This is a genomic window from Sulfitobacter sp. SH22 (assembly GCF_965641905.1).
Lineage (GTDB): Bacteria > Pseudomonadota > Alphaproteobacteria > Rhodobacterales > Rhodobacteraceae > Sulfitobacter.
Genome location: NZ_OZ282573.1, coordinates 506,363 through 531,743, shown reverse-complemented (window position 1 = coordinate 531,743; position 25,381 = coordinate 506,363). Strand labels below are relative to the sequence as shown.

Below are 25,381 nucleotides of genomic sequence, written 5' to 3'. Positions count from 1 at the left end.
TTGCCGGGACTGTCAAAACACTGTTGGCGCTAACATCGCCGATACACGGGATACTAGACGCCGTCGTTCAGGATCGATGGTTCGCGCCGTGCCGGACAGTGGTCGCGCGGACAGACCCGGCAGGTCGCCCCCACATCCAGCCTGGGCCCCGCCGCCAGCCCCTGCGCGGGCAAAATCAACATCACCGACTGCACCAAGGGCTGCGCATTATAGCTGTGCGCGGATTGGACTTCGCAGGCGGCAATACAGTCGAATTCAGCGTGACTGCGGCCCAATTGCGCCAGCCGTTCCTTGACCACGACGCCGGGGTTTCCCAACACCGCAAACAGCGGCCACAGCGGGCAGCCCGCGCCAAAACGCGGCACCACGAAACCTTCGATGGATTTGCGGAAAATTACCGTTCCGGACCGGTCGCAGACCAGCAAACCGGCCCCCAGATCGGGCATTGCGGCCATCCGCCGCAGCACGCGGCCGACCGGTTGATGCAGCTGCTGCGCCAAGGCCATCGGGTCACGGCCAAGGCTCTCCATCAGCTCTGCGAGCCGCGCAATCGGCAAGGCATCCGCATCCACAGCGACCTGTTGCAAGACCGTGCGCGCGATATGGCGGGCCGCGACGCTTTTCAATTCGGGCGCGGCCTGGGCCAGCGCCTCGATCGCGGTCTCGTCATGGCCGGCTTGCTCCAACACGGCAAACTGGAACCGGTGCGCCGCCAGAAAGGCCTCGACCTCTTCTTGGGGGGAACTGGCGGCGGGTGTGGTTTCGGGGTCCGCCTCAAGATAACCGACCAAAGCCTGCGCACTGTCGGCCAGACGGCGGCTGTCCTGGTCAATGTTGATGTGAAAACGGTCGCGCCATTCGGGTTCAAGCGTCTTGGTATCCGCCAGGATCGACGCCGTGGACCGGATCGCCGCCGCCGTGGTCAGCAATTCATGCATGGAGGCCGCAAGATGGGGGTCATGGGCCAGACGGTCGGTCAGGGTTTCGATGGTCCGCTCAAGCGTTGCAATGCGCCGTTGGGTGTTGGCCAGCACATCCGCCCAGCCGGGAAAACGCCCGGCGAATTCATCCGCGCGCCCGACCTCGGGGCCGCTGAGCCCTGCATCAACCGCCGCCTCGCGCAGGGTGCCAATCAGCGCGGCTTCGGCCCCTTCTGTGAGGGCCGTCGGCTCGACCCCAAGTGCTGCGGCGATGTTCAACAACAGCTTGCCGCCGATTCTGCGGCGGTTGTGTTCGATCAGATTCAGATAGCTGGCCGAGATTCCGATGACATTGGCAAGGTCGGCTTGCTTCTGCCCCGCCATGATCCGCCGCTCGCGAATACGGCTGCCGGTCAACGCCTCACGCGACAAAGGCTGTAGATCCCGAATTAGCGCGCAATTTCAACGGCTTTCTGCAATGCAACATCATAAAGTTTACAACTTCCTCGCCTTGTTTGCGAATATATTTACAGAATAAGTGTTTTTATCAAGGGGCTTATTGATTGGTTTTCAGTTTTCCCCTCATATCGTCTTTGCACCTCTGTGCATCGTGTACATGGAAAATAACCATGACGCGGTTTCAACAATTGGGAGGAAATACATGTCATTTTCGAATTTGACACGTCGTGGTCTTATGAAGACCGGTGCCGTTGCCGGCGCTGGCCTTGCACTGCCGACGTATCTTAGCGCTGCGTCGCATTCCGGCTTTACCAACGCGCCACAGGGCGACACGGTCACGCTGGGCTTTAACGTTCCACAATCGGGCCCCTACGCGGATGAGGGCGCAGACGAACTGCGCGCATTCGAGCTCGCGGTCGAGCACCTGAACGGTGGCGGCGACGGCGGCATGCTGCAAACCTTCAGCTCCAAGGCGCTTGAAGGCAACGGTATCATGGGCAAGAAAGTCCAGTTCGTTACCGGTGACACACAGACAAAATCCGACGCGGCACGTGCTTCGGCGCAGTCGATGATCCAGAAAGACGGCGCAATCATGATCTCCGGTGGCTCGTCCTCCGGTGTGGCTGTTGCTGTTCAGGGCCTGTGCCAAGAAGCCGGCGTGATCTTCATGGCGGGTCTGACCCACTCCAACGACACAACAGGCAAAGACAAGAAGGCCAACGGTTTCCGTCACTTCTTTAACGCCTACATGTCTGCTGCCGCTCTGGCACCGGTTCTCAAGAACCTCTATGGCGACGACCGCAAGGTCTACAGCCTGACAGCCGACTACACATGGGGCTGGACACAGCAGGAATCGATCCAGGCCGCAACCGAGGCAATGGGTTGGGAAACCATCAACGACGTGCGCACACCGCTCGCCGCGACTGACTTCTCCTCCTATATCGCACCTGTTCTGAACTCCGGTGCCGATGTTCTGGTTCTGAACCACTACGGCGGGAACATGGTTAACTCGTTGACCAACGCTGTTCAGTTCGGTCTGCGCGACAAGCAGGTTAACGGCAAGAACTTCGAAATCGTTGTTCCACTCTACTCCGAGCTGATGGCTCGTGGTGCAGGCAAAAACATTGCCGGTATCGTTGGTTCGCAGAACTGGGATTGGAAGCTCGAAGACCAGCTGGGCGCACGCTACACAGGTACAAACGCCTTTGTTCAGTCGTTCGGTACCAAGTACGGCTTCCCGCCAAGCCAGGCTGCTCAGACCTGCTATGCACAGACGCTGCTTTATGCTGATGCGGTTGCCCGCGCTGGTTCGTTCAACCCATGTGCCGTTGTCGAAGCTCTTGAAGGCTTTGAATTCGACGGTCTGGGCAACGGCCCGACGCTGTACCGTGCCGGCGATCACCAGTGCTTTAAGGACGTTGTCGTTGTGAAGGGTAAAGAGAACCCAGAAAACGAATACGATCTGGTGGAAATCGTTGAAGCAACACCAGCCGAGCAGGTTACCTATGATGTCGATCACCCGATGTTTGCGGGTGGCGAATTGGGCAACTGTAACCCAGGCGCGTAAGTACAAGTCTAAGGCGGAGGGATACCTCCGCCTTTTCTTGCAGGCGGTCTGATCCGCCTTTCACTCATTAAAAATTCGAGGGCCCCGCGATGGACGCCATTCTTTTGCAACTTCTAAACGGGTTGGACAAAGGCTCAGCCTATGCGCTCATCGCGCTTGGTCTGACCCTGATCTTCGGCACGCTGGGTGTGGTCAACTTTGCACACGGCGCGATCTTTATGATCGGCGCATTCTGTGCTGTTACACTTAGCAAAATCTTCAGCTTGAGCCATCTGGCCTCCGAGCCGTCAGGCACTGATTTCTTGGGCAAGCCCAAGTACGACGATGTCCTTTATATCAAAGAATGGTTCGGCGAGAGCGCCGGTGCATGGATGCTCGACTGGTCCGTTCCGCTGTCCATCCTGTTTGCCATCCCTGTGATGATCGCCATCGGCTTCATCATGGAGCGCGGTCTGATCAAACACTTCTACAAGCGCCCTCACGCCGATCAGATCCTTGTGACCTTTGGTCTGGCGATCGTGCTTCAGGAAGTGATCAAGTATTTCTACGGTGCAAACCCGATCCCCACCGCCGCCCCCGAGGCGTTCCGCGGGTCGTTCGATTTCGGCGTGCTGCTGGGCTTTGATCCCAACGCGATCATCTACCCCTACTGGCGCCTGATCTATTTCGCCTTCTCGGCCGTGATCATCGGTGGCGTCTTTGCCTTCTTGCAGTTCACCACCTTCGGGATGGTTGTGCGCGCCGGTATGGCAGACCGCGAAACCGTCGGCCTTTTGGGGATCAACATCGACAAGCGCTTTACCATCATGTTTGGCATCGCCGCCGCAGTCGCGGGATTGGCAGGTGTCATGTACGCGCCGATTAACTCGCCCAACTATCATATGGGCATGGATTTTCTGGTTCTCAGCTTTGTTGTGGTTGTTGTCGGCGGCATGGGCTCTTTGCCCGGTGCGGTGCTGGCGGGCTTCCTTCTGGGTATCCTGGAATCCTTTGCCTCGATGAACGAAGTCAAGAATATCCTGCCGGGTATCGACCAGATCATCATTTATGTTGTCGCGATTATCATCTTGCTGACACGCCCACGGGGCCTGATGGGCCGCAAAGGCGTGATGGAGGAATAAGCCATGCTTGGACTGAACAAAAAAGACCTTGGGGTATTGTTGCTGGTGGCTCTTCTTGCCATGGCCGCACCGATCCTGCTCAACCCCTTTCCGGCTGATTCCGGCATGGCGCAATTCAACGCGGGCTATCCCGACCTGATGCAACGCTTTGTGATCTTCGGGATTTTCGCCATCGGCTATAACATCCTGTTTGGCCTGACCGGCTATCTCAGCTTCGGCCACGCCGCCTTTCTGGGTGTGGGAAGCTACTCCGCCGTCTGGATGATGAAGCTTTTGTCGATGAACGTGATCCCAGCGATCCTGTTGTCGGTGATCGTGGCGGGCCTGTTCTCGGTCGTGATCGGCTATGTGTCGCTGCGCCGTTCGGGGATCTACTTCTCGATCCTGACGCTGGCCTTTGCGCAAATGTCGTTCAACCTGGCCTATTCGGTGCTGACACCGATCACCAATGGTGAAACCGGCCTGCAAATCTCGCTCAGTGATCCGCGCATTCTGGACGGGGCCAATGCACCAAGCTACCCCAACCTCTTCGGGGCGCAGATGAACTCCGCGGCCACCATTGATGTTGGCAGCTGGTCCTTCACCTTCTCCGTTGGCTACTACCTGTGTGCCCTGCTCATGCTCGTTGCCTTCTATATCTCGATCCGCATCTTCCGCTCGCCTTTCGGGTTGATGCTGCGTGCCGTGAAATCGAACCAGCAGCGCATGAACTACACCGGCCTGAACACCAAGCCCTACACATTGGCGGCCTTTGTCATCTCGGGCATGTATGCCGGTCTTGCCGGTGGTTTGCTGGCCGCGATGGACCCGCTAGCCGGGGCCGAACGGATGCAGTGGACGGCCTCGGGCGAAGTGGTTCTGATGACGATCCTTGGCGGTGCCGGTACCCTTTTGGGGCCAGTATTGGGCGCGGGCTTTATCAAGTACTTTGAAAACATCTTCTCCAAGATCAACGACAACGTTCTGCATGGCTGGTTTTCCTTCATGCCTGACGGGATCGAGGACTTTATCATCACGATTATCCACCCCTTCGTGGGCAAAGGCTGGCACCTGACACTGGGTCTGTTGTTCATGCTGGTTGTGATCTTCCTGCCCGGTGGTCTGGTCGAGGGCGGTCAACGCATCGGTCGCCTGTTCCGCCGCAAGAAAGCGGATACCAACACGCCTGACGGCACAAAAACCCCTGCAGAATAAGGAGCGGACGCGATGAATATTCTTGAAGTCAAAAACGTCAACAAGCGCTTTGGTGGTCTGCAAGCGCTAGGCAATGTGAACCTGAATGTTGCCGAAAACACGGTCCATGCGATCATCGGACCGAACGGCGCGGGCAAATCCACCCTGCTCAACTGCCTTGTCGGCAAACTGATCCCCGATACCGGATCGGTTATGTTCGACGGGCGGTCGGTGCTGGGGCGCAAACCCTACGAGATCAACCAGATGGGCATTTCCCGCGTTTTCCAGACGCCCGAAATCTTTGGCGATCTCAGCGTGCAGGAAAACATGTTGATCCCGTGTTTTGCCAAACGTGACGGGGCTTTTGCGTTGAACGGCTACGGCTCTGTCGGCAGCCAACGCGATGTGATCGACAAAGCCGAGGAAATGCTGGTCGAGATGAAACTGGCGGATAAACGTCACATGCACGCGGCTTCCATGTCGCGTGGTGACAAACGCCGGCTCGAGATCGCGATGTGTCTGGCGCAAGACCCCCGCCTGTTGCTGCTGGATGAACCGACAGCCGGCATGGCGCGCGCCGATACCAACAACACCATTGATCTGCTCAAACAGATCAAAGAGGAGCGCGACATCACCATCGCCATCATCGAACATGACATGCATGTGGTGTTCTCGCTGGCCGAACGGATCACCGTGCTGGCCCAAGGCACGCCCCTTGTCGAAGACACCCCCGATAACATCAAGGGCCACCCCAAGGTCCGCGAAGCATATCTGGGCGAATCTCAAGACGCTGCATGACGTTGGGCGGGGCTCGGACCCGCACCCCTCGTAAGGATAGAATTATGAACACGACCCCCGATTTTTCCAATAGCGCCAACCACGCGGCGACCGCCCCCGCCTATCTGTCGGTGTGGGATATCCATGCCTATTATGGCGAAAGCTATATCGTGCAAGGTGTCAGCTTTAACGTTCACGAAGGCGAAATTCTCGCCCTTCTGGGGCGCAACGGCGCGGGCAAGACATCGACGTTGCGCACCATCGCGCAGATCGGCGACCCGGAATTGCGCAAGGGCGAAGTGTGGCTGGATCACAAACCGCTGCACAAGATGGCCAGCCACGAGGCCGCAGCCAACGGCATGGCACTGGTCCCCGAAGACCGCAGGATCATCGCCGGCCTGACGGTCGAGGAAAACCTGCAACTTGCGCAGATCGCCCCACCCATCGGCTGGTCGCTGGAACGCATCTATGAACTTTTCCCCCGCCTGAAAGAACGCCGCAAACAAGAAGGCGTGACATTGTCGGGGGGTGAACAGCAGATGCTCGCCATCGCCCGCGCATTGGCGCGTGACATCAAGGTGCTGCTGCTGGATGAACCTTACGAGGGTCTGGCCCCGGTGATTGTGGACGAGATCGAAAAGACACTAAGCTTGATCAAATCCCAAGGGATCACGACCATTCTGGTGGAACAAAACGCCGTGCGCGCGCTGAAACTGGCGGACCGTGCGGTGATCATGGACACCGGCAGCGTGGTCTTTGACGGCTCCGCCGAAGAAGTGTTGAACAATGCCGAATTGCGGGCCGAATACCTCGCCATCTAAAGCGACCGGCAGCGGGGGGCGGCGGAATTTTTCGAAATTCCGGTCCGGAAAATTCGAAATTTTCCGCCCCCGTTGCCCCTTTAGGGTTTCAACAGCAACCGCAGTTCCGTCTTTAGCACCTTGCCATAGTTGTTTTTCGGCAGGCTATCGACCCGGACATAGGTTTTGGGCCGTTTGAACCGCGCAATGCGGTCAAGGCACAACGCGTCAAGCTCGCCCTCAGGTGCCGTTCCCACAATGAAGGCCACCACTTCCTCGCCCCAATCAGCATGGGCACGCCCCACAACCGATGCTTCAATCACCCCGCCATGTTCCAGCAGGATTTCCTCGACCTCGCGGGGGTAGACGTTCGAGCCGCCGGTGATGATCACATCCTTGCTGCGGTCTTGCAGGGTGACATAGCCTTCGCCGTCCATCATCCCCACGTCCCCCGTCATCAGCCAGCCGTCTTGCAGCGTTGCATCTGTGGCGGCCGGATTGTTCCAATAGCCCGGCATCACCGTCTGCCCGCGCACCATGATTTCGCCCGCGGTGCCATCGGCGACGGGCCTGCCATCCGCATCGCCGATCCGCACCTCCACCGCCGATTGCGCGCGCCCGACCGACCCCAGCCTTGCCCGCCATCCGGGGTGCGTGCGATCCGAAACAGCCGCGCGCGGCAGTGCCGTGATGCCCATGGGGCATTCGCCCTGCCCGTAAATCTGCACGAAGACCGGCCCGAAATAATCAACCGCATCAATGATATCGGCGTTGTACATCGGCCCGCCCGCATAGACGATCGTGCGCAGCCCCGTGCCGTCACGCCCCAATTCCCGCGCCCCGTCGGTCAGCCGTTTCACCATCGTGGGGGCTGCAAACATGTGAACCCGCCCAAAGTGTGCTGCCAAATCCAGAATCTCCGACACCTCAAATCCGCCCGAAGCGGGGCAGACATGGCGCGCGCCGGCCTGCACATGCATCAGATTGTACAGCCCCGCGCCGTGGCTCATCGGGGCGGCATAAAGCGCTGTATCATCGCCCGAAACCTGATCCACATCCACGCCGTAGCAAAGCGCCATCGACAGGGCCATGCCGTGGGTGATGATCACGCCCTTGGGTTTGCCCGTCGTACCCGAGGTGTAAAACAGCCATGCCAGATCATCCGCACCACGGCTCGCCACCGCGTCAACCGGCGCGGATGTCAGAATTTCATCATAACGCGCCGAAGGGGTGACAATCACATCGCTGCTTAGACCCGAACCCTCGCCCAAACCCTCGGCCAGTCCGGCACTGGCAAAGACCACGCGCGCGCCGGAATCGGCAAGGATGAAGTCCGCCTCGCGGCTGTGCAGCTTGGCGTTGATCGGCACAACGGCGGCCCCAGCATACCAGATCCCGTAGAACACGATCAGATAGTCCGGCGTGTTCTTCATAAAGATCGCCACGCGGTCGCCGGGGGTCACGCCCTGCCCGCGCAACCAACCCGCCACCGCCCGCGCACGCGCGTCAAATTCCGCATAGCTTGCAACACAGGTTTCCCCCTGAAACAGCGCAGGGCGATCCCCGCCCGTCTGCGCGCTGCGCGCCAGCCAATGTGCCAAGTTCATACCCGATGCCCCCTCGTTTTGCGCAGTTTGGCAAGGCCCTGCCCCTTAGGCAACTGGTAGCTTTCCATAACCGCGCCCATGTCCTATAAGACGTCAACTTTGGGGCACAGGCATTCGCGCCCCGCGTTATATACTGGCTGAGGAACAAAATGACTAAAAACACCCATGACGCAGATGTGGCATTTATCCGTGCGCTTGCAGAGTTGTTGAACGAAAACGACCTGACCGAGCTTCAAGTCAAACGTGATTATGCAGAAGACGACAGCCTGAATGTGCGGGTCAGCCGCAAGCCGCCTCAGCAGATCGTGGCCCCGCAGCAGATGCATGCGGCCCCTGCACTGATGGCGTCTCCGGCACCGGCTGCAATGGCGTCACCTGCGCCTGCGTCCCCCGAAAACATGGACCCGGCCTCCGATCCGGGTGCGGTTGTGTCGCCGATGGTTGGTACGATCTATATGCAAGCCGAACCCGGTGCCCCTTCCTTTATCAGCGTCGGGACAACCGTCGCCGAAGGGGACACGTTGTTGATCGTGGAAGCCATGAAAACAATGAACCACATCCCCGCCCCGCGTGCGGGCACGGTCAAGCGTATCTTGGTCGATGATGGTGCAGCCGTGGAATTTGGCGCACCTTTGGTGATCCTGGAATAAGGCGAAAACCCATGTTCAAGAAAATCCTTATCGCCAACCGGGGCGAGATCGCGTTGCGCGTGATCCGCGCCGCGCGCGAAATGGGCATCGGTTCGGTCGCCGTCCATTCGACTGCGGATAGCGACGCGATGCATGTGCGCATGGCCGACGAATCTGTCTGCATCGGCCCGCCGTCGTCCCAGCAATCCTATCTGTCGATCCCGTCGATCGTGGCTGCCTGCGAAATCACCGGTGCCGAAGCGATCCACCCCGGCTATGGCTTTCTGTCTGAAAACGCCGGTTTTGTGCAGATTCTCGAAGACCACGGCCTGACCTTTATCGGCCCAACAGCCGCGCATATCCGCATCATGGGCGACAAGATCACTGCCAAGGATACCATGAAAGAACTCGGCGTGCCTTGCGTGCCCGGCTCTGACGGTGGTGTGCCGACACTGGATGACGCCAAGCGCATCGGCGCAGAAATCGGCTATCCTGTTATCATCAAGGCCACGGCTGGTGGTGGTGGCAAGGGCATGAAAGTCGCGCAAACCGCGGCCGACATGGAACGCGCCTTTATGACCGCCCGCGCCGAAGGCAAATCGAACTTTGGCAATGACGAAGTCTACATCGAGAAATATCTGACCACCCCGCGCCACATCGAAATTCAGGTGTTCGGCGATGGCAAAGGCCGCGCTGTGCATCTGGGTGAACGCGATTGTTCGCTGCAAAGGCGTCACCAAAAGGTATTCGAGGAAGCCCCCGGCCCTTCGATCAGCCAAGCCGAGCGCGACCGTATCGGCAAGGTCTGTGCCGACGCGATGGCCAACATCAACTATATCGGTGCGGGTACCATCGAATTCCTGTACGAGAACGGCGAGTTCTATTTCATCGAGATGAACACCCGTTTGCAGGTGGAACACCCTGTCACCGAAGCCATCTTTGGCGTCGATCTGGTGCGCGAACAAATCCGTGTGGCTTCCGGCATGGACATGTCGTTCAAGCAAGAAGACCTCAAGATCAACGGCCACGCGATCGAAGTGCGTATCAACGCCGAAAAACTGCCGAACTTCTCGCCCTGCCCCGGTAAGATCACGCAGTACCATGCCCCCGGTGGCCTTGGTGTGCGGATGGACAGTGCGCTGTATGACGGCTATTCGATCCCGCCCTATTACGACAGTTTGATTGGCAAGCTGATCGTGCATGGCCGTGACCGCCCCGAAGCGCTGGCGCGCCTGAAACGTGCCTTGGGTGAATTGATCGTGGATGGCGTCGATACGACGATCCCGTTGTTTCACGCGCTGTTGGAAGAAAAAGATGTGCTGACAGGGGATTACAACATCCACTGGCTGGAACATTGGCTTGAAACCAACCTGGGCAATGCCTGACCTGACGCCGGACCTGCTGTTAAAAGGCTATTCCGTGGGGATTTTCCCCATGGCAGAACACCGCGACGACCCGGATATTTTCTGGGTCGATCCGCGGCTGCGCGGGGTGTTTCCCATCGACGGATTTCACATCTCGCGCAGTCTGGCGCGCGCCATGCGCCGCACCAAATTCACCGTCACCATTGATACCGCCTTTGCCGATGTGGTGCGCGGTTGTGCCGACCGCGAAGACACATGGATCAACGCCGAGATTTTCACCCTGTACCAAGCGCTCCATGACCGCGGGGCGGCCCATTCCCTTGAGGTGTGGGACGGTGATGAACTGGTCGGCGGGGTGTACGGGGTCACGCTGGGGGCCGCGTTTTTCGGGGAAAGCATGTTTTCGCGCCGCGATAACGCGTCAAAAATCGCCTTGGCCTGCCTGATCGACCGGCTGAAACGGGGTGGGTTCACGCTGTTTGATACGCAGTTCCTGACGCCGCATCTTGCATCACTTGGCGCGATAGAGATCACCCGCGATGCCTATCACCGCCAACTCGACGCCGCACAGCAGCTTGAAGCAGATTTTAGCGGCCCCGCCCCTGCGACCCCTCAGGAGGTCGTGCAGCGGATGACCCAAATGTCGTAACGCGGGTGTTCAAGCGCCGACAATGCCGGGGCAGACGCGATCATCCAGCCTGAAAACAGCCGGTTCTCGCTTGCTTCTTCCCTAATCTCAAGCTCTGCAAAGGCATCGCCCGCAGGGTTGCCAGACGGAAAGCGGCAATCATTCATCTGAACTTCGAGGTTGCCGACACGGATGATCTGGCCGCGCACCATCTCGTAGTCTTTCGTGGTGCCCGATATCTTGTCCAGGGCCCGCAGGACGGCACCATTGGCGCTGGTCACCTGCTGCGCCTGAACCGGGGCGGCCAGCAGCGCCAACATAATCAGAATCTTGCGCATGGATTATTCCGGGCTCCAGGCCTCGTAATCGCCCCGATCTGCCGGTTTTGCCTGACGGATCGACCCTGCTGGCGCATAGGCCAGTGGCGTGCCGGTCAGGTTTTCCTGATGCGACTTTTCCCATGCCTTGTGCACCAGCGGGCGGTCGACAGGGGTTTGATCCCATGTGTGGTGCAGCCAGCCGTGCCAATCGGGGTTCACGCGCGACGCCTCGATCTCTCCGTTGAAGATCACCCAGCGTTTGCTGTCATCGGCGTTACGGTAGTAAATATTGCCTTGGGCATCGTCACCCACCTTGATGCCCTTGCGCCACGTAAAGAGCTGCGTGTTCAGCGTCTGGCCGTTCCACCAAGTAACGCAGCGCAAGAAAGAAGATAGAATGCCCATTTAGGTCTCCTGAAGCTTTGTTTTGTCTATGCCCGATTGGTGGGGCAACGTCTAGTCCGCGTAGGTTTCTAAGCAACGAACTTGGCTCAGATGCATTAACAATTTTAGCATGTTCATGTTGGAACTCTAGCGCAGAAACATTAGTGTAGCTATTTTCGACTAGGGCTTGAATTTTGGCTATTTTACGAACAGTTGCATCAAGTTTTAATAAATCTGCCTCATTAAGATATTTCTTTTAACACAATCTTGCTAAAATCCCCTAAAGAAGGAAAGCGATCCTACTATGAGATATTCACCCAAAAGCCTCGGTTATCTCGTCTTCGCGGCCGTATTCCTTATGCTAGCGTCCGCCATTTTTGTGATTTTTGCAATTTTATTGGCCTCTGTTGGCGTAGATGTCATTTCAGATTTATACAGTATGTTCCCATTAAAATCGGGACTATTATTTTCAGACTTCTTACAGGTATCAAGCCTATCCGTTGCGGCGATAGCGCTGGCTGCCGCGATCACCACCTATATTTTGACCGCACGCGCATCCAAAATTTCCCAACGTAGACATCATACTGTTACATTACTTATGAACGCTCGGTTTAATGGGGAGTTTGTTGCAATGCTTAAAAACCGGCAACATTCTTTTCCAGAATACACCGATATTACTTTTGAAAACTGGAATACGGCAAGGTTGGCTTATGCCACGAACCCATTTGATCAAGCAGAAGTGGATGAGGCTGAAAGATGCCGAAACAGCGCCTCAGCGGTTGTTGGGATACTCAACTTTTACGAATTTCTAGCGGTCTGCTTGGTAGAGGGAGAACTAGATCAAGAGATGCTGTTTAAGACTTATCGATCCATCATGTGCAATCTGGTGGATGATTCCAGACATCTGATTGCCGGCATGCAACAGGTTAACCCCAACACATACGAGCATCTGACGGCCCTTTATGGTCAATGGCGCAAGCATAATGCCCGCGACATTAACGGCAGCCCGAACGAGCGCCCCATTCCAAGTCTGGGTTAAGCGGTTGGGACCAGTGCGGTGACTTCGATTTCGATGCGGTATTTGTCGTCGATCAGGCCGCATTCGATCATCGTGGCTGCGGGCGGTGTGGCACCAAAGGTTTCCGCAAGGATCGGCCAGCAGGGCTCAAATTCAGCACGGTCCGGCAGGTAATAGTTCACGCGCACGACATCGGCCATGGAACAGCCCGCTTCTTTCAACGCGCCCGTAATCGTGGCCAAAGCGGCGCGGCATTGGTCGGTGACCGTGTCGCCCTGCCCCACGGTGCCTGCAACATGCACAAACCCGCCTGCAACGACCGCGCGGCAATAGCCGATCTTGGCCTCGAATTCGCCACCCGAAAAGATACGCTGTGTCATGGTTTGTCCTTTGTGAAACATATGCAGGCCAGTCAGACCCAATAGCCGATCTGCCGTCAAGATGCCAAATACAAAAGCCCGCCAAACACCCGCCGTCAAACGAAAAAAGCGCACCCGTCAGGGCGCGCTTTGTTCAATCTTTATGCGGTTTCTGGCCGGTTGGCTTAGCTGGCTGATGCCGGTTCTTTTTCCGCGTCGGCGTGGATCATCAGCGGTGCCGCGTCAGACATCACGGCCTCTTCGTTCACCACAACCTCTGTCACGGTGTCCATGCCGGGCAGGTCGAACATCGTATCAAGCAGGATGTCTTCGAGGATGGAGCGCAGACCGCGCGCACCGGTTTTACGTTGGATCGCACGTTTGGCGATTGCCGCCAGCGCATCCTCGGTAAAGGTCAGCTGCGTGTTTTCGATCTCGAACAGGCGTTGGTACTGCTTGACCAGCGCGTTCTTGGGCTTGGTCAGAATGGTAACAAGCGCGTCTTCATCCAGATCTTCGAGCGTTGCCAATACCGGCAGACGGCCAACGAATTCCGGGATCAAACCGAACTTCAACAGATCTTCGGGTTCCAGATCGGTGAAAATCTCGCCGACGCCGCGGGCATCCTTGTCACGCACATCCGCACCAAAGCCCATGGCCGACCCTTTGCCACGTGCGGCAATGATCCGGTCAAGTCCGGCAAAAGCACCGCCACAGATGAACAGGATGTTGGTCGTGTCCACTTGCAGGAATTCCTGCTGCGGGTGCTTGCGGCCGCCTTGTGGTGGAACGGATGCAACCGTGCCTTCCATCAGCTTGAGCAGTGCCTGCTGTACGCCCTCGCCCGATACGTCACGGGTGATCGACGGGTTCTCGGATTTCCGCGTAATTTTATCGACTTCGTCGATATAGACGATGCCGCGCTGTGCGCGCTCAACGTTATATTCGGACGATTGCAGCAGTTTCAGGATAATGTTCTCAACGTCTTCGCCCACATAACCGGCTTCGGTCAGGGTGGTCGCGTCGGCCATTGTGAACGGAACATCCAGAATACGCGCCAGCGTTTGCGCCAGCAGCGTCTTGCCGCAGCCGGTTGGCCCGATCAGCAGGATGTTGGATTTCGCCAGCTCGATATCGCCGCCTTTTTGGGCGTGGTTCAAGCGTTTGTAGTGGTTGTGCACGGCAACAGACAGCACCTTTTTGGCCATCGCCTGACCGATGACATAGTCATCCAGCACGTCACAAATGTCTTTGGGAGTCGGCACGCCATCGGTGGCTTTCAGGCCGGATGCCTTTGTTTCCTCGCGGATGATGTCCATGCACAGCTCAACGCATTCATCACAGATGAATACGGTCGGCCCCGCAATCAGCTTGCGCACCTCGTGCTGGCTTTTACCACAAAAGCTGCAGTAGAGAGTGTTTTTGCTATCGCCGCTGGTCGTATTAGCCATTTCAACCCTTTCAGGCCTGTCTTGTGATCTTGCCCGCCTGTCGGCAGTGCAGTTTATTTTTTGCTCCGGAACAGCTTAGGCTAGCGATGCGCGGTCCACAATCGCAAAATCATGTACCGCGCACGCCTTATTTACTTGCCTTTTTTATCGGCGTCCGGGTCGTCCATTTTGCCGCGGTTTTCGACGATTTCGTCGATCAAACCCCAGTCTTTTGCCTCTTCGGGGGACATGAAGTTGTCCCGCTCAAGGGCGGCTTCGACTTTCTCGAGGGTCTGGCCGGTGTGCTTGACGTAGATCTCGTTCAGGCGCGTTTTCAACTTTTGGGTTTCTTGCGCGTGAATCATGATATCTGTGGCCTGCCCCTGATACCCGCCAGAGGGCTGGTGGACCATGACGCGGCTGTTGGGCAACGAGAAACGCATGCCCGGCTCGCCCGCCTGCAACAACAGAGACCCCATGGAAGCGGCCTGCCCGATAACGAGCGTGGACACCTTGGGTTTGATGTATTGCATGGTGTCATAGATCGACAGGCCCGATGTCACAACGCCGCCGGGGCTGTTGATGTACATGGAGATTTCTTTCGACGGATTTTCCGCCTCAAGGTGCAACAACTGCGCCACGATCAGCGAGGACATGCCATCATGCACAGGGCCCGACAGGAAAATAATCCGCTCTTTCAGCAGACGCGAGAAGATGTCGTAAGCGCGTTCGCCCCGGCTGGTCTGTTCGACCACCATCGGGACAAGCGTGTTCATGTAGGTATCATATGGATCGTTCATAAAGCCTGCCTGATTGTGCTGTCCGCAGGACCATACCCGCGAAACCGTTACCCACAGATTAGTCTCGCCCTACTTGGGGTTCAAGGGGGGGTGTCCCATCCAGTTACCCCCGCGCCGCCTTGGGCCGGGCGGCGGGCATGACAAATCTGTATTCTCCGTTTCCACCGGGCTGCGCCGCCGCATTCGACTGTTTGCGGCGGTTTGCCCCCAAAGGCGGGCAAAAATATGGCGTGGGATGGGTTTTTTACGCCCCAACGGTGATTCCGCGGCTGTTTGGGGTTTGCCGCCAAAGCGGTCACAACGCTCGCGCGGGGTTTGCGCCGATCCCGATCCTTATGTTGAAAATCATATGACAATTGGACGCATTTTTTTTCTTGCAGCACCTTCCGCATCGCCGCCGCTTTGAACCGCCGTGCTCGCGGCCTTGACCCGAACCCGCGCATCCTGTCACAAAACTTTCATCGGACATGCATATCCCTGTGACAAAACACGCCGATGTTCCGCGGGAGATCAAAGCACACATGCAGGAGCAGCCATGACACGCCATGATATCCTTGAAGACCCGTCTATCGGCAACAAGGCCGAGGCTTTTGAAGCCTTTGACGACATCCCCACAAACCCCAACCTTGAGCGCACGATTGGCGATGTGATCAACGCCCGCTATGGCCGCCGCGAGATTTTGCGCGGGATGCTGGGCGTGACGGCGACGACCACGCTGTTCGGCACCTCGGCGTTGGTGGCCCCGCATCAGGCAAACGCCGCCGGCCACGGCAGCCGCTATGCCTTTGACGAATTGACATGGGGCAACGACGAAAACCACCACGTCGCCGATGGCTATGACGCGCAGGTCTTGCTGCGGTGGGGCGATCCGATCACCGCCGATGCACCTGAATTCGACGTGATGAACCAGACCGCCGCCGCGCAGTTGAAACAGTTCGGCTATAACAACGACTATGTCGGCTTTGTGCCGCTCACTGACGATGGCCGCCGGGGTTTGCTATGTGTGAACCACGAATACACCAACGAAGAGGTCATGTTCCCCGGTCTGGGCCGTCAGGACAGCGTTGAGTTCTCCGGCATGACGCCCGAGCTGATCGACATCGAAATGGCCGCGCATGGCGGGTCGGTTGTCGAAATCGCCAAGGATGCTTCCGGCACGTGGCAGGTTGTGCGCGACGGCAAGATGAACCGCCGCATCACCCCGCTGGATACCGAAATGACGCTGGACGGCCCCGCCGCAGGGCACAAGCGTCTGCAAACCAACGACGATCCCACAGGCACCAAGGTCATCGGCACGCTGAACAATTGCGCCGGCGGTCTGACCCCTTGGGGCACATGGCTGATGGCCGAAGAAAACTTCCACGGCTATTACTGGACCGACAATCTGGATGCCGACGGCAAGCCGGTGATTGATCCCGCCAGCCGCGAAGCTGCCTCGCAGAAACGCTATGGCGTGCCGGGGATGTGGTATGCTTGGGGCCAGAAATACGACCGCTTCAACATCGATAAAGAACCCCACGCGCCAAATAAATTCGGCTGGGTTGTCGAAGTCGACCCGATGGACCCGACCTCGACCCCGATCAAGCACACTGCATTGGGCCGTTTCCGCCATGAAGGTGCCGAAACGACTGTCAGCAGCGATGGCCGTCTGGTGGTCTATATGGGCGACGACAACCGTTTTGATTATCAGTATAAATACGTCTCGGGTGGCAAGGTATCGGACGACCGCGCCGCCAATTCCAAACTGCTCAGCGACGGCACGCTCTATGTGGCGCGCTTTGACGAAGACGGCACCGTTGTCTGGTTGCCCCTGATCCACGGTGAAGGTCCGTTGACCGCAGAAAACGGCTTTGACGACCAAGGCGACGTGATGATTGACACGCGCATCGCCGCCGATCTGTTGGGTGCCACCCCGATGGACCGTCCCGAAGACGCGCAACCGCGCGGCGATGGCACGGCCTATATCATGCTGACCAACAACTCCAAACGCGGGCAAGACGATGTGAACGCTGCTAACCCCCGCGCCAAAAGCAGCTTTGGCCACATCATCGAGATCAAGGAAGACGGCGGCAACCACGCGGCAACCGCTGGCACATGGTCGATCCTGGTGAAATGCGGCGATCCATCGCTGGCCGAAGTCGGCGCGCAGTGGAACCCTGAAACATCGGAAAACGGCTGGTTCGGCAGCCCCGACAACTGTGCCATTGACGCGGACGGGCGGCTTTGGGTCAGCACCGATCAGGGCGGCAGCTGGAACAAGACCGGCAAATCCGACGGGCTTTATGCGGTCGAAACCGAAGGCGAGGCGCGCGGCACGTCCAAGCTGTTCTTCCGCTGTCCCGTGGGCGGCGAGATGTGCGGCCCCTATTTTACCGATGACGGCGAAACCCTGTTTGTCGCGGTGCAGCATCCGGGCACCGATGGCACCAAGAACCTTGCCGGGTTTGAACGCAACAGCACCTTTGAAGACCCGGCAACCCGCTGGCCCGATTTCGACCCCGCCATGCCGCCGCGCCCTGCGGTGGTGGTTATCACCAAACAAGGGGGCGGAAAAATCGCGGTATAACTGCCCCTTACGCTTAGGAAGGCCCCCCATTTAAGCAGGAGTAACGCCCGAAGCCCCCGCTTCGGGCGTTTTTCTTGTGGCGGATGGATGCGGAGAACAACGTATCGAATCATCTTTACAAAACTAGTTTTATAGTTTTATTTGATCCCATGACAAATCACATCAAAACCGCCCGCGCTCTTGCCGCCCTTGGCCATGAAACCCGTTTGACCGTCTTTCGCCTGCTGGTGCGTGCAGGCCATGAGGGGTTGAACGTGGGCGAGATCGGCCAGCATCTTGGGGCCGCACCGTCCACCCTTGCCCATCACCTGAGCACATTGGTGGATGCGGGGCTGGTGCTCCAGACCCGTCAGGGGCGGCAGATCGTCAACCGCGTGGATTTCGACGCGATGCAAGAAACCGTGGCCTTCCTGACGTCAGAATGCTGCGTCGGTGTCACCCTCAGCAAGGATCAAGCCGCATGAGCGATATCACCCTTCCCCCGCGCAACCGTGGCGTCGATCTGCTGCACCGCATCTGGACAAACGAACGGGTCTGGCTGTTTTGCGCGGCCCTGCTGGCAATGTTGTTCCTTGTGAACCCGCCACAGGCCGTCACCAGCGCGCAGTTCGCCGCCAACAACCTGTTGAATGTCGCGCCGTTTCTGATCCTGTCAATCGGGATCGCCGCCTATGCTGGGGCGACCGGGGCCGACGGGTTGATTGCGCGGGCCTTTACCGGATCGCCCGCCGTTATGATCATGATTGCCGCAATTGCGGGCGGGCTTTCACCGTTTTGTTCCTGCGGGGTGATCCCGTTGATCGCGGCCTTGCTGGCGATGGGTGTGCCGCTGTCCGCCGTCATGGCGTTCTGGCTGGCATCACCGGTGATGGACCCGTCAATGTTCATACTGACCACCGGCGTGCTGGGGGTCGAATTTGCCGTGGCCAAGACGCTGGCCGCCGTTGGCTTGGGCGTCTTTGGGGGCATCGTGGTGCATGTCATGTCCAAAGCGGGCGGCCTGACCGACCCCTTGCGCGACGGCGTCGGCAATGGCGGCTGCGGCGCGTCAAAGGTGCGCAGCGTGCAGCCTGTGGTCTGGACGTTCTGGCAAGACAACACCCGTGTCACCAAGTTCTGGCGCGAGGCGGTGAAAACCACGTTGTTCTTGGCTAAATGGCTCACACTGGCGTTCTTGCTGGAAAGCCTGATGCTGGCTTGGGTTCCGGCAGAGCTGATCACAAATATGTTGGGCGGTACCGGCTTTGCCCCCATCGGCGTGGCCACATTGGTTGGGGTGCCGGCCTATCTCAACGGCTATGCGGCGCTGCCACTGGTGGGCGGATTGATCGGCCAAGGCATGGCACCCGGGGCGGGTCTGGCGTTCTTGGTGGCAGGCGGCGTGACATCCCTGCCCGCCGCCATCGCCGTCTGGGCCCTGGTCAAACGGCCCGTGTTTTTCCTGTACATCGCAATCGCACTGGTCGGGTCACTGACGTCAGGCGTCCTGTTCCAGCTTTGGATGTCCGTCTAGGTGCCTTACTCGGCCAGACAACCGGTAAAGGCGGCCGCCAGCCCCTGGATCACCTCGCCATAGAGCGCAGGCCCCGGGGCCTGCCCGGCCCCCAAAGGATCAAGCGGCGCGGATTTCAGACTGCGCCCGTCGGCCAGCGCAGCGACAAGGCCGGGATTGAACTGCGGTTCGGTAAAGACGCAGACGGCGTTGATCGATTGAACCACATCGCGCACATCGTCGAGGCGCGCGGCACTGGGGGCACTGCCGTCACTCAGCGACAACGCGGCGCTGGCCTCCACCCCGAAACGCGCCTCGAAATAGTGATAGGCATCGTGGAAGACCGCAAAAGGACGCCCCTGCACCGGGGCAAGCTGGGCCTGAATACGGGTTTGCAATCCGGCCAGTTCGGCCTGCCCTTTGGCGGCATTGGCGGCATAGGTCTGGGCATTGTCGGGGTCAATCTGGCCAAGCGCATCTGAAATCGCCCCCAGCCACAGGGAGGCATTGACCGGATCAAGCCAGAGATGCGGATCAATGGCACCGGCGGCGTGGTCGTGGCCCTCTTGGGTATCATGTGTATCGTGGGCTGCCTCATCCGCGTGATCGTCATGCCCCGCGTCGTCCGCCTGATCGTCATGCCCCGCGTCGTCATCCGCGTGATCATGGACCTCGAACGCGACCCCTGTGCGGTTCTCCAACACAAACGTCCCTGCGACATCCTCCAGCTCAAGATGCAGCGCATCGGCGGCCAAAGTCTCGATCGGATCGCCCAGCCACGCCGTCAGCGACGGGCCGACCCAGACCACCAGATCTGCCCCTGCCAGCGCGCGCGCCTCGGACGGGCGCATGGCATAGCTGTGCGGGGATGCGCCCGGCGGGATCGTCAGGTCAGGCGTGCCCAGCCCTGCCATCACCTGCGCCACCAACGAATGTACCGGCGCAATATCGGTCGCCACGCGCGGCACATCCGCCCAGGCGGCTGTCGACAAAAGCAAGAAGGATACGGGCAGTAGACGGCGCATGGCGGCACTCCAAATGTTATAATATAACGCTTGTTAGATCAGATGTTATAACATATCAATACCCCACCCTGTAGCGGAGGCAAAATGACCACCATCGGCTTTGAGACCCACGACCACCACGCCTGTGTCAGCGAAACCATGGCCAAGGCGGAAAGCCGTTGCGCCGCCCAGGACCTGCGTCTGACGCCCGTGCGTCGCCGGGTGCTGGAACTGCTGCTGGCCGAGCACCGCGCGCTTGGGGCCTATGATATTCTGGGGCATCTGTCCGCCGAAGGGTTGGGCACCCAGCCCCCTGTCGCCTATCGCGCGCTGGATTTTCTGGTCAAGGCCGGCTTTGCCCACCGGATCGAAGCGTTGAATGCCTATATCGCCTGCACCCATCTGGGCAAAGACCACGCCCCCGCTTTTCTGATCTGCCGCAGTTGCCAGTCTGTTGCCGAAAGCGGCACGGCCCTGACCCAAGGCCGTCTGGGTGATGCCGCCCGCGCCGCCGGTTTCCAGATCGAACACACCGTCGTCGAAGCGCAGGGCCTGTGCCCCGCCTGCCAACCGCAGGACGCCGCATGAGCCTGATTTCAACGCAGAACCTGACCCTTGTTCTGGACGGGCAAACCGTTCTGGAAAACGTGAACATCGCCATCGAAAAAGGCGAGATCGTCACCATCGTCGGGCCGAACGGGTCCGGCAAATCCAGCTTGCTGCGCGCGCTGATCGGGGCGCTGAAACCTGCCAGCGGGTCAGTCACCCGCGCCGACGGGCTGCGCATCGGCTATGTGCCGCAAAAGCTGCAAATTGACGCGACTCTGCCCCTGACCGTTCAGGGGTTTCTGAACCTGCCCCACCGCCACCCTCGTACCGTCGTGAATGACGCGCTTCACAAGGCGGGTGTGGGCGATCTGGCAAAACGGCAGATGGCTGATCTGTCGGGCGGGCAGTTCCAGCGGGTGCTGCTGGCCCGCGCCTTGTTGAATGCCCCCGACATCCTGATCCTCGACGAAGCGACCCAAGGGCTGGACCAGCCCGGTGCTGCTGCCTTCTATCGCCAGATCGAAGAGGTCCGCCGCGAGATGGGATGTGCGGTTTTGATGGTCAGCCATGATTTGCATGTGGTGATGGCCGCATCGGACCGCGTGTTGTGCCTGAACGGGCATGTCTGCTGCGAAGGCACGCCCGAGATCGTCGCCGATGCCCCCGAATACCGCGCCCTGTTCGGGACCGGCACCCAAGGGGCCTTGGCACTGTACCGGCATGAACACACCCATTCCCATGATCACACCCATGATCACAGCAATTGCGACGGGGCCCATTGATGTTGGATGATTTCGTACTGCGCGCAGCCCTTGCGGGCGTTGGCGTGGCGCTGGCCGCTGCCCCGTTGGGGTGTTTTGTGGTCTGGCGGCGCATGGCCTATTTCGGGGATGCAACATCGCACGCGGCCCTGCTGGGCGTGGCGCTGGCCTTGTCACTGGATCTGCCGATCTTTGGTGGCGTTCTGGTTGTGGCGCTGGCGATGGCGCTGATTGTGGCCGGGCTGAACGGGCGCAATGTCAGCACCGACGCCTTGCTGGGGGTGCTGGCACATGGTGCGCTGGCCATCGGTTTGGTCGCGGTGTCCTTGCTGCCGAACCAGCGCGTTGACCTAAGTGCTTATCTGTTCGGGGAAATTCTGGCCGTGACCAAGGGCGACCTAGCCGTGATCTGGGGCGGTGCTGCGGTTTCCATCGCGCTGCTGGTCTGGCGTTGGCAGGCGCTGCTATCGGCCACACTCAACCCCGATCTGGCCACGGCCAGCGGGCTGAACCCCAAACGCGAACAGCTGATCCTGACACTGGCGCTGGCCCTGACGGTTGCCGTGGCGCTCAAGGTCGTGGGGGCGCTGCTGATCGCTGCAATGCTGATCATCCCCGCCGCCGCTGCGCGCCCGTTTTCGCGCACGCCCGAGACGATGGCGATCATGGCAGCGATCATCGGCATGATCGCAACCTTGGGCGGGCTGGCTGCGTCCTTTGCCTTTGACACGCCGACAGGGCCAAGCATGGTCAGCGTCGCGGCGCTGCTTTTTGCCCTCTCGGCCGGTCTGGCACCTGTATTCCGGCGCTAGGCCTTTGAAATAACGGCGGTCGCCTCGATCTCGACGCGGGCTTCATCCTCGATCAGGCCCGCGACCACAACCATCGCCATGGCGGGAAAATGCCGCCCCATCACCTCGCGGTAGGCGCGGCCCACCTCGGCTTGGGCGGCCAGATATTCGGCCTTGTCGGTCACATACCAGGTCAGGCGCATGATATCTTCGGGCACGCCGCCTGCGGCCTCGACCACCGCGCGGATGTTCCGCAACGCCTGTTTCATCTGCCCGATGAAATCATGCGCCTCGAACTTCTGATCGGCAGTCCAGCCGATTTGCCCGCCCACAAACAGATGCCCGTCCGCGCTAAGCATTCCGTTGGCATAGCCTTTGGCCGGTGCCCATCCTTCGGGCTGGATCACTTGATGAGACATTGAATTTCCTTTTCAGACAGGCGCTTAGACGCCAAGATATTGATCGGCCACACTGCTATCGAGGGCATCCATGCGCCCCGACCAGACAGAGGCACCGCGTTCCAGAATGACAGCGCGATCCGCGATCTGTCGCAGTTCGGCCAGTGATTTATCGACAACCAGCAAGGCCAGTCCCGCGTCACACTTGAGCGTGGCAACAGCGGCCCAGATTTCCTGACGCACCACAGGGGCCAGCCCCTCGGTCGCCTCGTCCAGCAGCAGCAGCGTGGGGTTGGTCATCAACGCACGGCCAATCGCCAGCATTTGCTGTTCGCCCCCCGACAACGACCCCGCAATCTGGTCACAGCGTTCGCCCAGACGGGGAAACAGGGCGCAGACTTTCTCGAAATCCCACGGGCCGGGGCGCGCGGCGGCGATCAGGTTTTCGTAAACGGTCAGCGGGCCAAAGCACCGCCGCCCTTCGGGGACCAGACCCAGACCCGCCTGCGCAGCCTTGTAGCTGGGCAACGGGCCTATATCGCGGCCATTGAAATGCACCGTGCCGCCTGACTGTTTCAGCATCCGGCAGATCACCTTGATCGTGGTGGATTTACCCATGCCATTGCGCCCCATCAGCGCGCAAACCTCGCCTGCCTCAAGGGCCAGATCGACGCCGAACAAGGCTTGGGACGGGCCATAAGACGCCGTGATTCCCTTAAGTTCCAACAAGCTCATGCCGCATCCTCCGCACCCAGATAGGCCTCGCGCACGGCCGCGTCGCGTTTGATTTCATCGGCAGTGCCCGTGGCGATCACCTGCCCGTAGACCAAAACGCTGATCCGGTCAGCAAGGGCGAAAACCGCGTCCATATCATGTTCAACCAGCAAGATCGGGGCCTGTGCGCGCAAATCATCCAAAAACCCCGTCAGCCGTTTCGACCCCGAAGCCCCCAGCCCCGCCATCGGTTCATCCATCAAGAACACCTTGGGGTCCAGCGTCAGGGCGACAGCGACCTCAAGCAGGCGGCGTTGACCGTGGGACAGATCGGCGGTGCGTTTGGCGGCCTGATCGGCCAGCCCCACCCGCTCCAACGCTGCCATGCCGCGATCGACCAGCGCGCGGTCTTTCATCACGGGTCGGAAAAACCGCATGACAGCCCCGTCATGGCCCAATGCGCCCAGCACAGTGTTTTGCAGCACCGTATATTCCATGGCGAGCGACGAGATCTGGAAGGTGCGACCCAGCCCTGCCCGCGCCCGCGCCACTGTCCCCAAAGGGGTCACGTCGCGGCCTGCAAATTCCACCGTACCGCTGTCAGACCGCAGCCCGCCCGCAACCTGTTTGATCAGCGTTGACTTGCCAGCCCCGTTCGGGCCGATCAGGGCGTGGATTTCGCCCGGCATCAGGGTCAGCGACACATTATCCGTCGCCTTCAGCGCGCCAAAGCTTTTGTTAAGGTCGGATAATTTCAGCAAAGGATCAGTCATGTGCCACCTCGCGTCCGGCAATCGTGCCGATCAGACCACCGCGCGCAAACAGCACGACCCCCAGCAACAACAGCCCCAGATAGACCTGCCAGAATTCGCTAATGCCGCCCAATGTATGTTCCAGCAAAATAAACAGCGCGGCCCCGGCCACAGGGCCGAACAACCGCCCCACCCCGCCCAGAATGACAAAGATCATGATTTCCCCGCTGGTGTGCCAGCTGAACATCGTGGGGCTGACGAAACGGTTAAGATCAGCAAACAGCGCCCCCGCCAGCCCCGTCACAGCCCCCGATATCACAAAGGCCACCAGCCGGATACGAAACGGCGTAAGGCCCACGGTTTCGACCCGTTCCGCGTTTTGCCGCGCAGCCGATAGCGCCAGCCCAAAGGGGGCCTTGGCCAGACGGCCCGCGCCGAACAGGACAATGGCCAGGACCCCGAAAGCGATGGCAAAAAACTGGATCGGGTCAAGGGTGTTCAACCCCGGAAAATCGTTGCGAATATAGATAGATAGCCCGTCTTCACCGCCGTAGGCTGGCCATGAAATCGCGAAATAATACAGCATCTGCCCAAAGGCGAGCGTGATCATGATAAAGTAAACGCCCGTGGTGCGCAGGCTCAGCGCGCCAATCGCGAGGGCGGCAAGCGCTGCTGCGATGATGGCCACGCCCCAGATCACCAGCATCGATTTGGTGCCTTCGATCAGAAACGGGGTTTCCATCAGGGGCGTATAGCTTTGGGCGTGGCTGGCAAGGATGCCCATCGCATAGCCCCCCAGCCCGAAAAAGGCAGCATGGCCGAAACTGACCAGACCGCCCAGACCCAGTGCGATGTTGAGGCCAACCCCCGCCAAGGCAAGGATTGCGGCCTTGGTGGCCAGGGTGATGATAAACGGCTCGTCCAGCGCAAAGGCGGCCAGTGCGGTAACGGGCAGGATCGCGAATAGAATGACGTTCAGAAAGGTTTCGCGGGTCATG

The 25,381-nt window shown here is 59.2% G+C and carries 27 protein-coding genes; 15 read left to right on the top strand and 12 right to left on the bottom strand.

The window, feature by feature from the left end; genetic code table 11:
* Positions 1-53: 53 nt before the first annotated feature.
* Positions 54-1,352, bottom strand: a complete 1,299-nt coding sequence (locus ACSQ13_RS04670) for a helix-turn-helix transcriptional regulator (protein ID WP_295510342.1) — start codon at positions 1,350-1,352, stop codon at positions 54-56.
* Positions 1,353-1,581: 229 nt separating this feature from the next.
* Between ACSQ13_RS04670 and ACSQ13_RS04665 the strand changes: the two genes are divergently transcribed.
* The 5 genes from ACSQ13_RS04665 to ACSQ13_RS04645 all read left to right on the top strand — a co-directional run bounded on the left by ACSQ13_RS04665 (position 1,582) and on the right by ACSQ13_RS04645 (position 6,838).
* Positions 1,582-2,946 (top strand): substrate-binding protein, encoded by a 1,365-nt coding sequence (locus tag ACSQ13_RS04665; RefSeq protein WP_176250172.1) that lies wholly within the window; start codon positions 1,582-1,584, stop codon positions 2,944-2,946.
* 89 nt (positions 2,947-3,035) lie between these two features.
* A complete protein-coding gene (locus ACSQ13_RS04660; RefSeq protein ID WP_176250173.1) occupies positions 3,036-4,067 on the top strand; it encodes a branched-chain amino acid ABC transporter permease in 1,032 nt (343 codons plus the stop codon).
* Positions 4,068-4,070: 3 nt separating this feature from the next.
* Positions 4,071-5,261, top strand: a complete 1,191-nt coding sequence (locus tag ACSQ13_RS04655; RefSeq protein WP_176250174.1) for a branched-chain amino acid ABC transporter permease — start codon at positions 4,071-4,073, stop codon at positions 5,259-5,261.
* Between the two features lie 12 nt (positions 5,262-5,273).
* Positions 5,274-6,038, top strand: coding sequence for an ABC transporter ATP-binding protein (locus tag ACSQ13_RS04650; RefSeq protein WP_176250175.1), 765 nt, complete (start codon positions 5,274-5,276; stop codon positions 6,036-6,038).
* A gap of 44 nt (positions 6,039-6,082) precedes the next feature.
* Entirely contained in the window at positions 6,083-6,838 is a 756-nt protein-coding gene (locus ACSQ13_RS04645; protein WP_176250176.1) for an ABC transporter ATP-binding protein, read from the top strand.
* A gap of 80 nt (positions 6,839-6,918) precedes the next feature.
* Here ACSQ13_RS04645 and ACSQ13_RS04640 read toward each other — a convergent pair whose 3' ends face one another.
* Entirely contained in the window at positions 6,919-8,424 is a 1,506-nt protein-coding gene (locus ACSQ13_RS04640) for an AMP-binding protein (RefSeq protein WP_295510348.1), read from the bottom strand.
* Between the two features lie 149 nt (positions 8,425-8,573).
* Here ACSQ13_RS04640 and accB point away from each other — a divergent pair, with 149 nt between their 5' ends.
* From accB to aat, 3 genes are read left to right on the top strand one after another with little or no spacing between them, the layout of a single operon-like run.
* On the top strand, positions 8,574-9,074 hold the full coding sequence (gene accB / locus ACSQ13_RS04635) for an acetyl-CoA carboxylase biotin carboxyl carrier protein (protein ID WP_176250178.1): 501 nt from the start codon (positions 8,574-8,576) through the stop codon (positions 9,072-9,074).
* An 11-nt stretch (positions 9,075-9,085) separates the two neighbouring features.
* A complete protein-coding gene (accC, locus tag ACSQ13_RS04630; protein WP_176250179.1) occupies positions 9,086-10,438 on the top strand; it encodes an acetyl-CoA carboxylase biotin carboxylase subunit in 1,353 nt (450 codons plus the stop codon).
* The gene (aat, locus tag ACSQ13_RS04625) at positions 10,431-11,066 is read left to right on the top strand and encodes a leucyl/phenylalanyl-tRNA--protein transferase (protein WP_295510398.1); all 636 of its coding nucleotides are present in this window, start codon (positions 10,431-10,433) and stop codon (positions 11,064-11,066) included. The genes accC and aat overlap by 8 nt, the downstream gene beginning before the upstream one ends.
* Here aat and ACSQ13_RS04620 read toward each other — a convergent pair.
* Together ACSQ13_RS04620 and ACSQ13_RS04615 are read right to left on the bottom strand one after the other, a co-directional pair.
* Positions 11,030-11,383, bottom strand: coding sequence for a DUF2155 domain-containing protein (locus ACSQ13_RS04620; protein WP_176250180.1), 354 nt, complete (start codon positions 11,381-11,383; stop codon positions 11,030-11,032). The genes aat and ACSQ13_RS04620 overlap by 37 nt on opposite strands.
* A 3-nt stretch (positions 11,384-11,386) precedes the next feature.
* Positions 11,387-11,770, bottom strand: coding sequence for an NADH:ubiquinone oxidoreductase subunit NDUFA12 (locus ACSQ13_RS04615; protein WP_176250181.1), 384 nt, complete (start codon positions 11,768-11,770; stop codon positions 11,387-11,389).
* A gap of 283 nt (positions 11,771-12,053) precedes the next feature.
* On the opposite strand from ACSQ13_RS04615, the gene ACSQ13_RS04610 reads away from it, so the two are divergent.
* On the top strand, positions 12,054-12,788 hold the full coding sequence (locus ACSQ13_RS04610) for a DUF4760 domain-containing protein (protein ID WP_295510353.1): 735 nt from the start codon (positions 12,054-12,056) through the stop codon (positions 12,786-12,788).
* On the opposite strand, the gene ACSQ13_RS04605 is transcribed toward ACSQ13_RS04610, so the two are convergent.
* The 3 genes from ACSQ13_RS04605 to ACSQ13_RS04595 all read right to left on the bottom strand — a co-directional run bounded on the left by ACSQ13_RS04605 (position 12,785) and on the right by ACSQ13_RS04595 (position 15,356).
* Positions 12,785-13,147, bottom strand: coding sequence for a RidA family protein (locus tag ACSQ13_RS04605; protein ID WP_295510356.1), 363 nt, complete (start codon positions 13,145-13,147; stop codon positions 12,785-12,787). The two genes, ACSQ13_RS04610 and ACSQ13_RS04605, sit on opposite strands and share 4 nt — an antisense overlap.
* 164 nt (positions 13,148-13,311) lie before the next feature.
* A complete protein-coding gene (gene clpX, locus ACSQ13_RS04600; protein WP_176250184.1) occupies positions 13,312-14,577 on the bottom strand; it encodes an ATP-dependent Clp protease ATP-binding subunit ClpX in 1,266 nt (421 codons plus the stop codon).
* 131 nt (positions 14,578-14,708) lie between these two features.
* Entirely contained in the window at positions 14,709-15,356 is a 648-nt protein-coding gene (locus tag ACSQ13_RS04595; protein WP_176250185.1) for an ATP-dependent Clp protease proteolytic subunit, read from the bottom strand.
* A 535-nt stretch (positions 15,357-15,891) separates the two neighbouring features.
* Between ACSQ13_RS04595 and ACSQ13_RS04590 the strand changes: the two genes are divergently transcribed.
* The 3 genes from ACSQ13_RS04590 (at position 15,892) to ACSQ13_RS04580 (ending at position 19,435) form a co-directional block, all read left to right on the top strand.
* Entirely contained in the window at positions 15,892-17,922 is a 2,031-nt protein-coding gene (locus ACSQ13_RS04590) for a PhoX family protein (RefSeq protein WP_295510361.1), read from the top strand.
* 149 nt (positions 17,923-18,071) lie between these two features.
* Positions 18,072-18,386, top strand: a complete 315-nt coding sequence (locus ACSQ13_RS04585) for an ArsR/SmtB family transcription factor (protein ID WP_176250187.1) — start codon at positions 18,072-18,074, stop codon at positions 18,384-18,386.
* Positions 18,383-19,435 (top strand): permease, encoded by a 1,053-nt coding sequence (locus ACSQ13_RS04580; protein ID WP_295510365.1) that lies wholly within the window; start codon positions 18,383-18,385, stop codon positions 19,433-19,435. The genes ACSQ13_RS04585 and ACSQ13_RS04580 overlap by 4 nt, the downstream gene beginning before the upstream one ends.
* A 5-nt stretch (positions 19,436-19,440) precedes the next feature.
* On the opposite strand, the gene ACSQ13_RS04575 is transcribed toward ACSQ13_RS04580, so the two are convergent.
* Entirely contained in the window at positions 19,441-20,439 is a 999-nt protein-coding gene (locus tag ACSQ13_RS04575) for a zinc ABC transporter substrate-binding protein (protein ID WP_295510367.1), read from the bottom strand.
* A gap of 84 nt (positions 20,440-20,523) precedes the next feature.
* On the opposite strand from ACSQ13_RS04575, the gene ACSQ13_RS04570 reads away from it, so the two are divergent.
* From ACSQ13_RS04570 to ACSQ13_RS04560, 3 genes are read left to right on the top strand one after another with little or no spacing between them, the layout of a single operon-like run.
* A complete protein-coding gene (locus tag ACSQ13_RS04570) occupies positions 20,524-21,006 on the top strand; it encodes a transcriptional repressor (RefSeq protein WP_176250190.1) in 483 nt (160 codons plus the stop codon).
* Positions 21,003-21,749 (top strand): metal ABC transporter ATP-binding protein, encoded by a 747-nt coding sequence (locus ACSQ13_RS04565; RefSeq protein ID WP_295510370.1) that lies wholly within the window; start codon positions 21,003-21,005, stop codon positions 21,747-21,749. The genes ACSQ13_RS04570 and ACSQ13_RS04565 overlap by 4 nt, the downstream gene beginning before the upstream one ends.
* Positions 21,749-22,540 carry an iron chelate uptake ABC transporter family permease subunit gene (locus ACSQ13_RS04560; protein ID WP_176250192.1) on the top strand — a complete coding sequence of 264 codons (792 nt, stop codon included), beginning with the start codon at positions 21,749-21,751 and terminating at the stop codon, positions 22,538-22,540. The genes ACSQ13_RS04565 and ACSQ13_RS04560 overlap by 1 nt, the downstream gene beginning before the upstream one ends.
* Here the strand turns inward: ACSQ13_RS04560 and ACSQ13_RS04555 are convergent.
* From ACSQ13_RS04555 to ACSQ13_RS04540, 4 genes are read right to left on the bottom strand one after another with little or no spacing between them, the layout of a single operon-like run.
* Complete coding sequence (locus ACSQ13_RS04555; RefSeq protein ID WP_176250193.1) at positions 22,537-22,938, bottom strand: RidA family protein; 402 nt, start codon at positions 22,936-22,938, stop codon at positions 22,537-22,539. The genes ACSQ13_RS04560 and ACSQ13_RS04555 overlap by 4 nt on opposite strands.
* A gap of 24 nt (positions 22,939-22,962) precedes the next feature.
* The gene (locus ACSQ13_RS04550; protein ID WP_295510375.1) at positions 22,963-23,652 is read right to left on the bottom strand and encodes an ABC transporter ATP-binding protein; all 690 of its coding nucleotides are present in this window, start codon (positions 23,650-23,652) and stop codon (positions 22,963-22,965) included.
* Positions 23,649-24,404, bottom strand: a complete 756-nt coding sequence (locus tag ACSQ13_RS04545; protein ID WP_295510377.1) for an ABC transporter ATP-binding protein — start codon at positions 24,402-24,404, stop codon at positions 23,649-23,651. The genes ACSQ13_RS04550 and ACSQ13_RS04545 overlap by 4 nt, the downstream gene beginning before the upstream one ends.
* Positions 24,397-25,380, bottom strand: coding sequence for a branched-chain amino acid ABC transporter permease (locus ACSQ13_RS04540; RefSeq protein ID WP_176250196.1), 984 nt, complete (start codon positions 25,378-25,380; stop codon positions 24,397-24,399). The genes ACSQ13_RS04545 and ACSQ13_RS04540 overlap by 8 nt, the downstream gene beginning before the upstream one ends.
* Position 25,381: the final 1 nt, after the last annotated feature.

What these genes read in the sequence shown, in the direction of transcription:
- ACSQ13_RS04590 (WP_295510361.1), top strand. Translation starts at nt 15,892, where the DNA reads ATGACACGCCATGATATCCTTGAAGACCCGTCTATCGGCAACAAGGCC.
- ACSQ13_RS04615 (WP_176250181.1), bottom strand. Translation starts at nt 11,770, where the DNA reads ATGGGCATTCTATCTTCTTTCTTGCGCTGCGTTACTTGGTGGAACGGC.
- ACSQ13_RS04650 (WP_176250175.1), top strand. Translation starts at nt 5,274, where the DNA reads ATGAATATTCTTGAAGTCAAAAACGTCAACAAGCGCTTTGGTGGTCTG.
- clpX (WP_176250184.1), bottom strand. Translation starts at nt 14,577, where the DNA reads ATGGCTAATACGACCAGCGGCGATAGCAAAAACACTCTCTACTGCAGC.
- ACSQ13_RS04550 (WP_295510375.1), bottom strand. Translation starts at nt 23,652, where the DNA reads ATGAGCTTGTTGGAACTTAAGGGAATCACGGCGTCTTATGGCCCGTCC.
- ACSQ13_RS04560 (WP_176250192.1), top strand. Translation starts at nt 21,749, where the DNA reads ATGTTGGATGATTTCGTACTGCGCGCAGCCCTTGCGGGCGTTGGCGTG.
- ACSQ13_RS04580 (WP_295510365.1), top strand. Translation starts at nt 18,383, where the DNA reads ATGAGCGATATCACCCTTCCCCCGCGCAACCGTGGCGTCGATCTGCTG.
- ACSQ13_RS04540 (WP_176250196.1), bottom strand. Translation starts at nt 25,380, where the DNA reads ATGACCCGCGAAACCTTTCTGAACGTCATTCTATTCGCGATCCTGCCC.
- ACSQ13_RS04595 (WP_176250185.1), bottom strand. Translation starts at nt 15,356, where the DNA reads ATGAACGATCCATATGATACCTACATGAACACGCTTGTCCCGATGGTG.
- ACSQ13_RS04565 (WP_295510370.1), top strand. Translation starts at nt 21,003, where the DNA reads ATGAGCCTGATTTCAACGCAGAACCTGACCCTTGTTCTGGACGGGCAA.
- ACSQ13_RS04640 (WP_295510348.1), bottom strand. Translation starts at nt 8,424, where the DNA reads ATGAACTTGGCACATTGGCTGGCGCGCAGCGCGCAGACGGGCGGGGAT.
- aat (WP_295510398.1), top strand. Translation starts at nt 10,431, where the DNA reads ATGCCTGACCTGACGCCGGACCTGCTGTTAAAAGGCTATTCCGTGGGG.
- ACSQ13_RS04620 (WP_176250180.1), bottom strand. Translation starts at nt 11,383, where the DNA reads ATGCGCAAGATTCTGATTATGTTGGCGCTGCTGGCCGCCCCGGTTCAG.
- ACSQ13_RS04570 (WP_176250190.1), top strand. Translation starts at nt 20,524, where the DNA reads ATGACCACCATCGGCTTTGAGACCCACGACCACCACGCCTGTGTCAGC.
- accC (WP_176250179.1), top strand. Translation starts at nt 9,086, where the DNA reads ATGTTCAAGAAAATCCTTATCGCCAACCGGGGCGAGATCGCGTTGCGC.
- accB (WP_176250178.1), top strand. Translation starts at nt 8,574, where the DNA reads ATGACTAAAAACACCCATGACGCAGATGTGGCATTTATCCGTGCGCTT.
- ACSQ13_RS04655 (WP_176250174.1), top strand. Translation starts at nt 4,071, where the DNA reads ATGCTTGGACTGAACAAAAAAGACCTTGGGGTATTGTTGCTGGTGGCT.
- ACSQ13_RS04575 (WP_295510367.1), bottom strand. Translation starts at nt 20,439, where the DNA reads ATGCGCCGTCTACTGCCCGTATCCTTCTTGCTTTTGTCGACAGCCGCC.
- ACSQ13_RS04605 (WP_295510356.1), bottom strand. Translation starts at nt 13,147, where the DNA reads ATGACACAGCGTATCTTTTCGGGTGGCGAATTCGAGGCCAAGATCGGC.
- ACSQ13_RS04665 (WP_176250172.1), top strand. Translation starts at nt 1,582, where the DNA reads ATGTCATTTTCGAATTTGACACGTCGTGGTCTTATGAAGACCGGTGCC.
- ACSQ13_RS04585 (WP_176250187.1), top strand. Translation starts at nt 18,072, where the DNA reads ATGACAAATCACATCAAAACCGCCCGCGCTCTTGCCGCCCTTGGCCAT.
- ACSQ13_RS04610 (WP_295510353.1), top strand. Translation starts at nt 12,054, where the DNA reads ATGAGATATTCACCCAAAAGCCTCGGTTATCTCGTCTTCGCGGCCGTA.
- ACSQ13_RS04645 (WP_176250176.1), top strand. Translation starts at nt 6,083, where the DNA reads ATGAACACGACCCCCGATTTTTCCAATAGCGCCAACCACGCGGCGACC.
- ACSQ13_RS04545 (WP_295510377.1), bottom strand. Translation starts at nt 24,404, where the DNA reads ATGACTGATCCTTTGCTGAAATTATCCGACCTTAACAAAAGCTTTGGC.
- ACSQ13_RS04555 (WP_176250193.1), bottom strand. Translation starts at nt 22,938, where the DNA reads ATGTCTCATCAAGTGATCCAGCCCGAAGGATGGGCACCGGCCAAAGGC.
- ACSQ13_RS04660 (WP_176250173.1), top strand. Translation starts at nt 3,036, where the DNA reads ATGGACGCCATTCTTTTGCAACTTCTAAACGGGTTGGACAAAGGCTCA.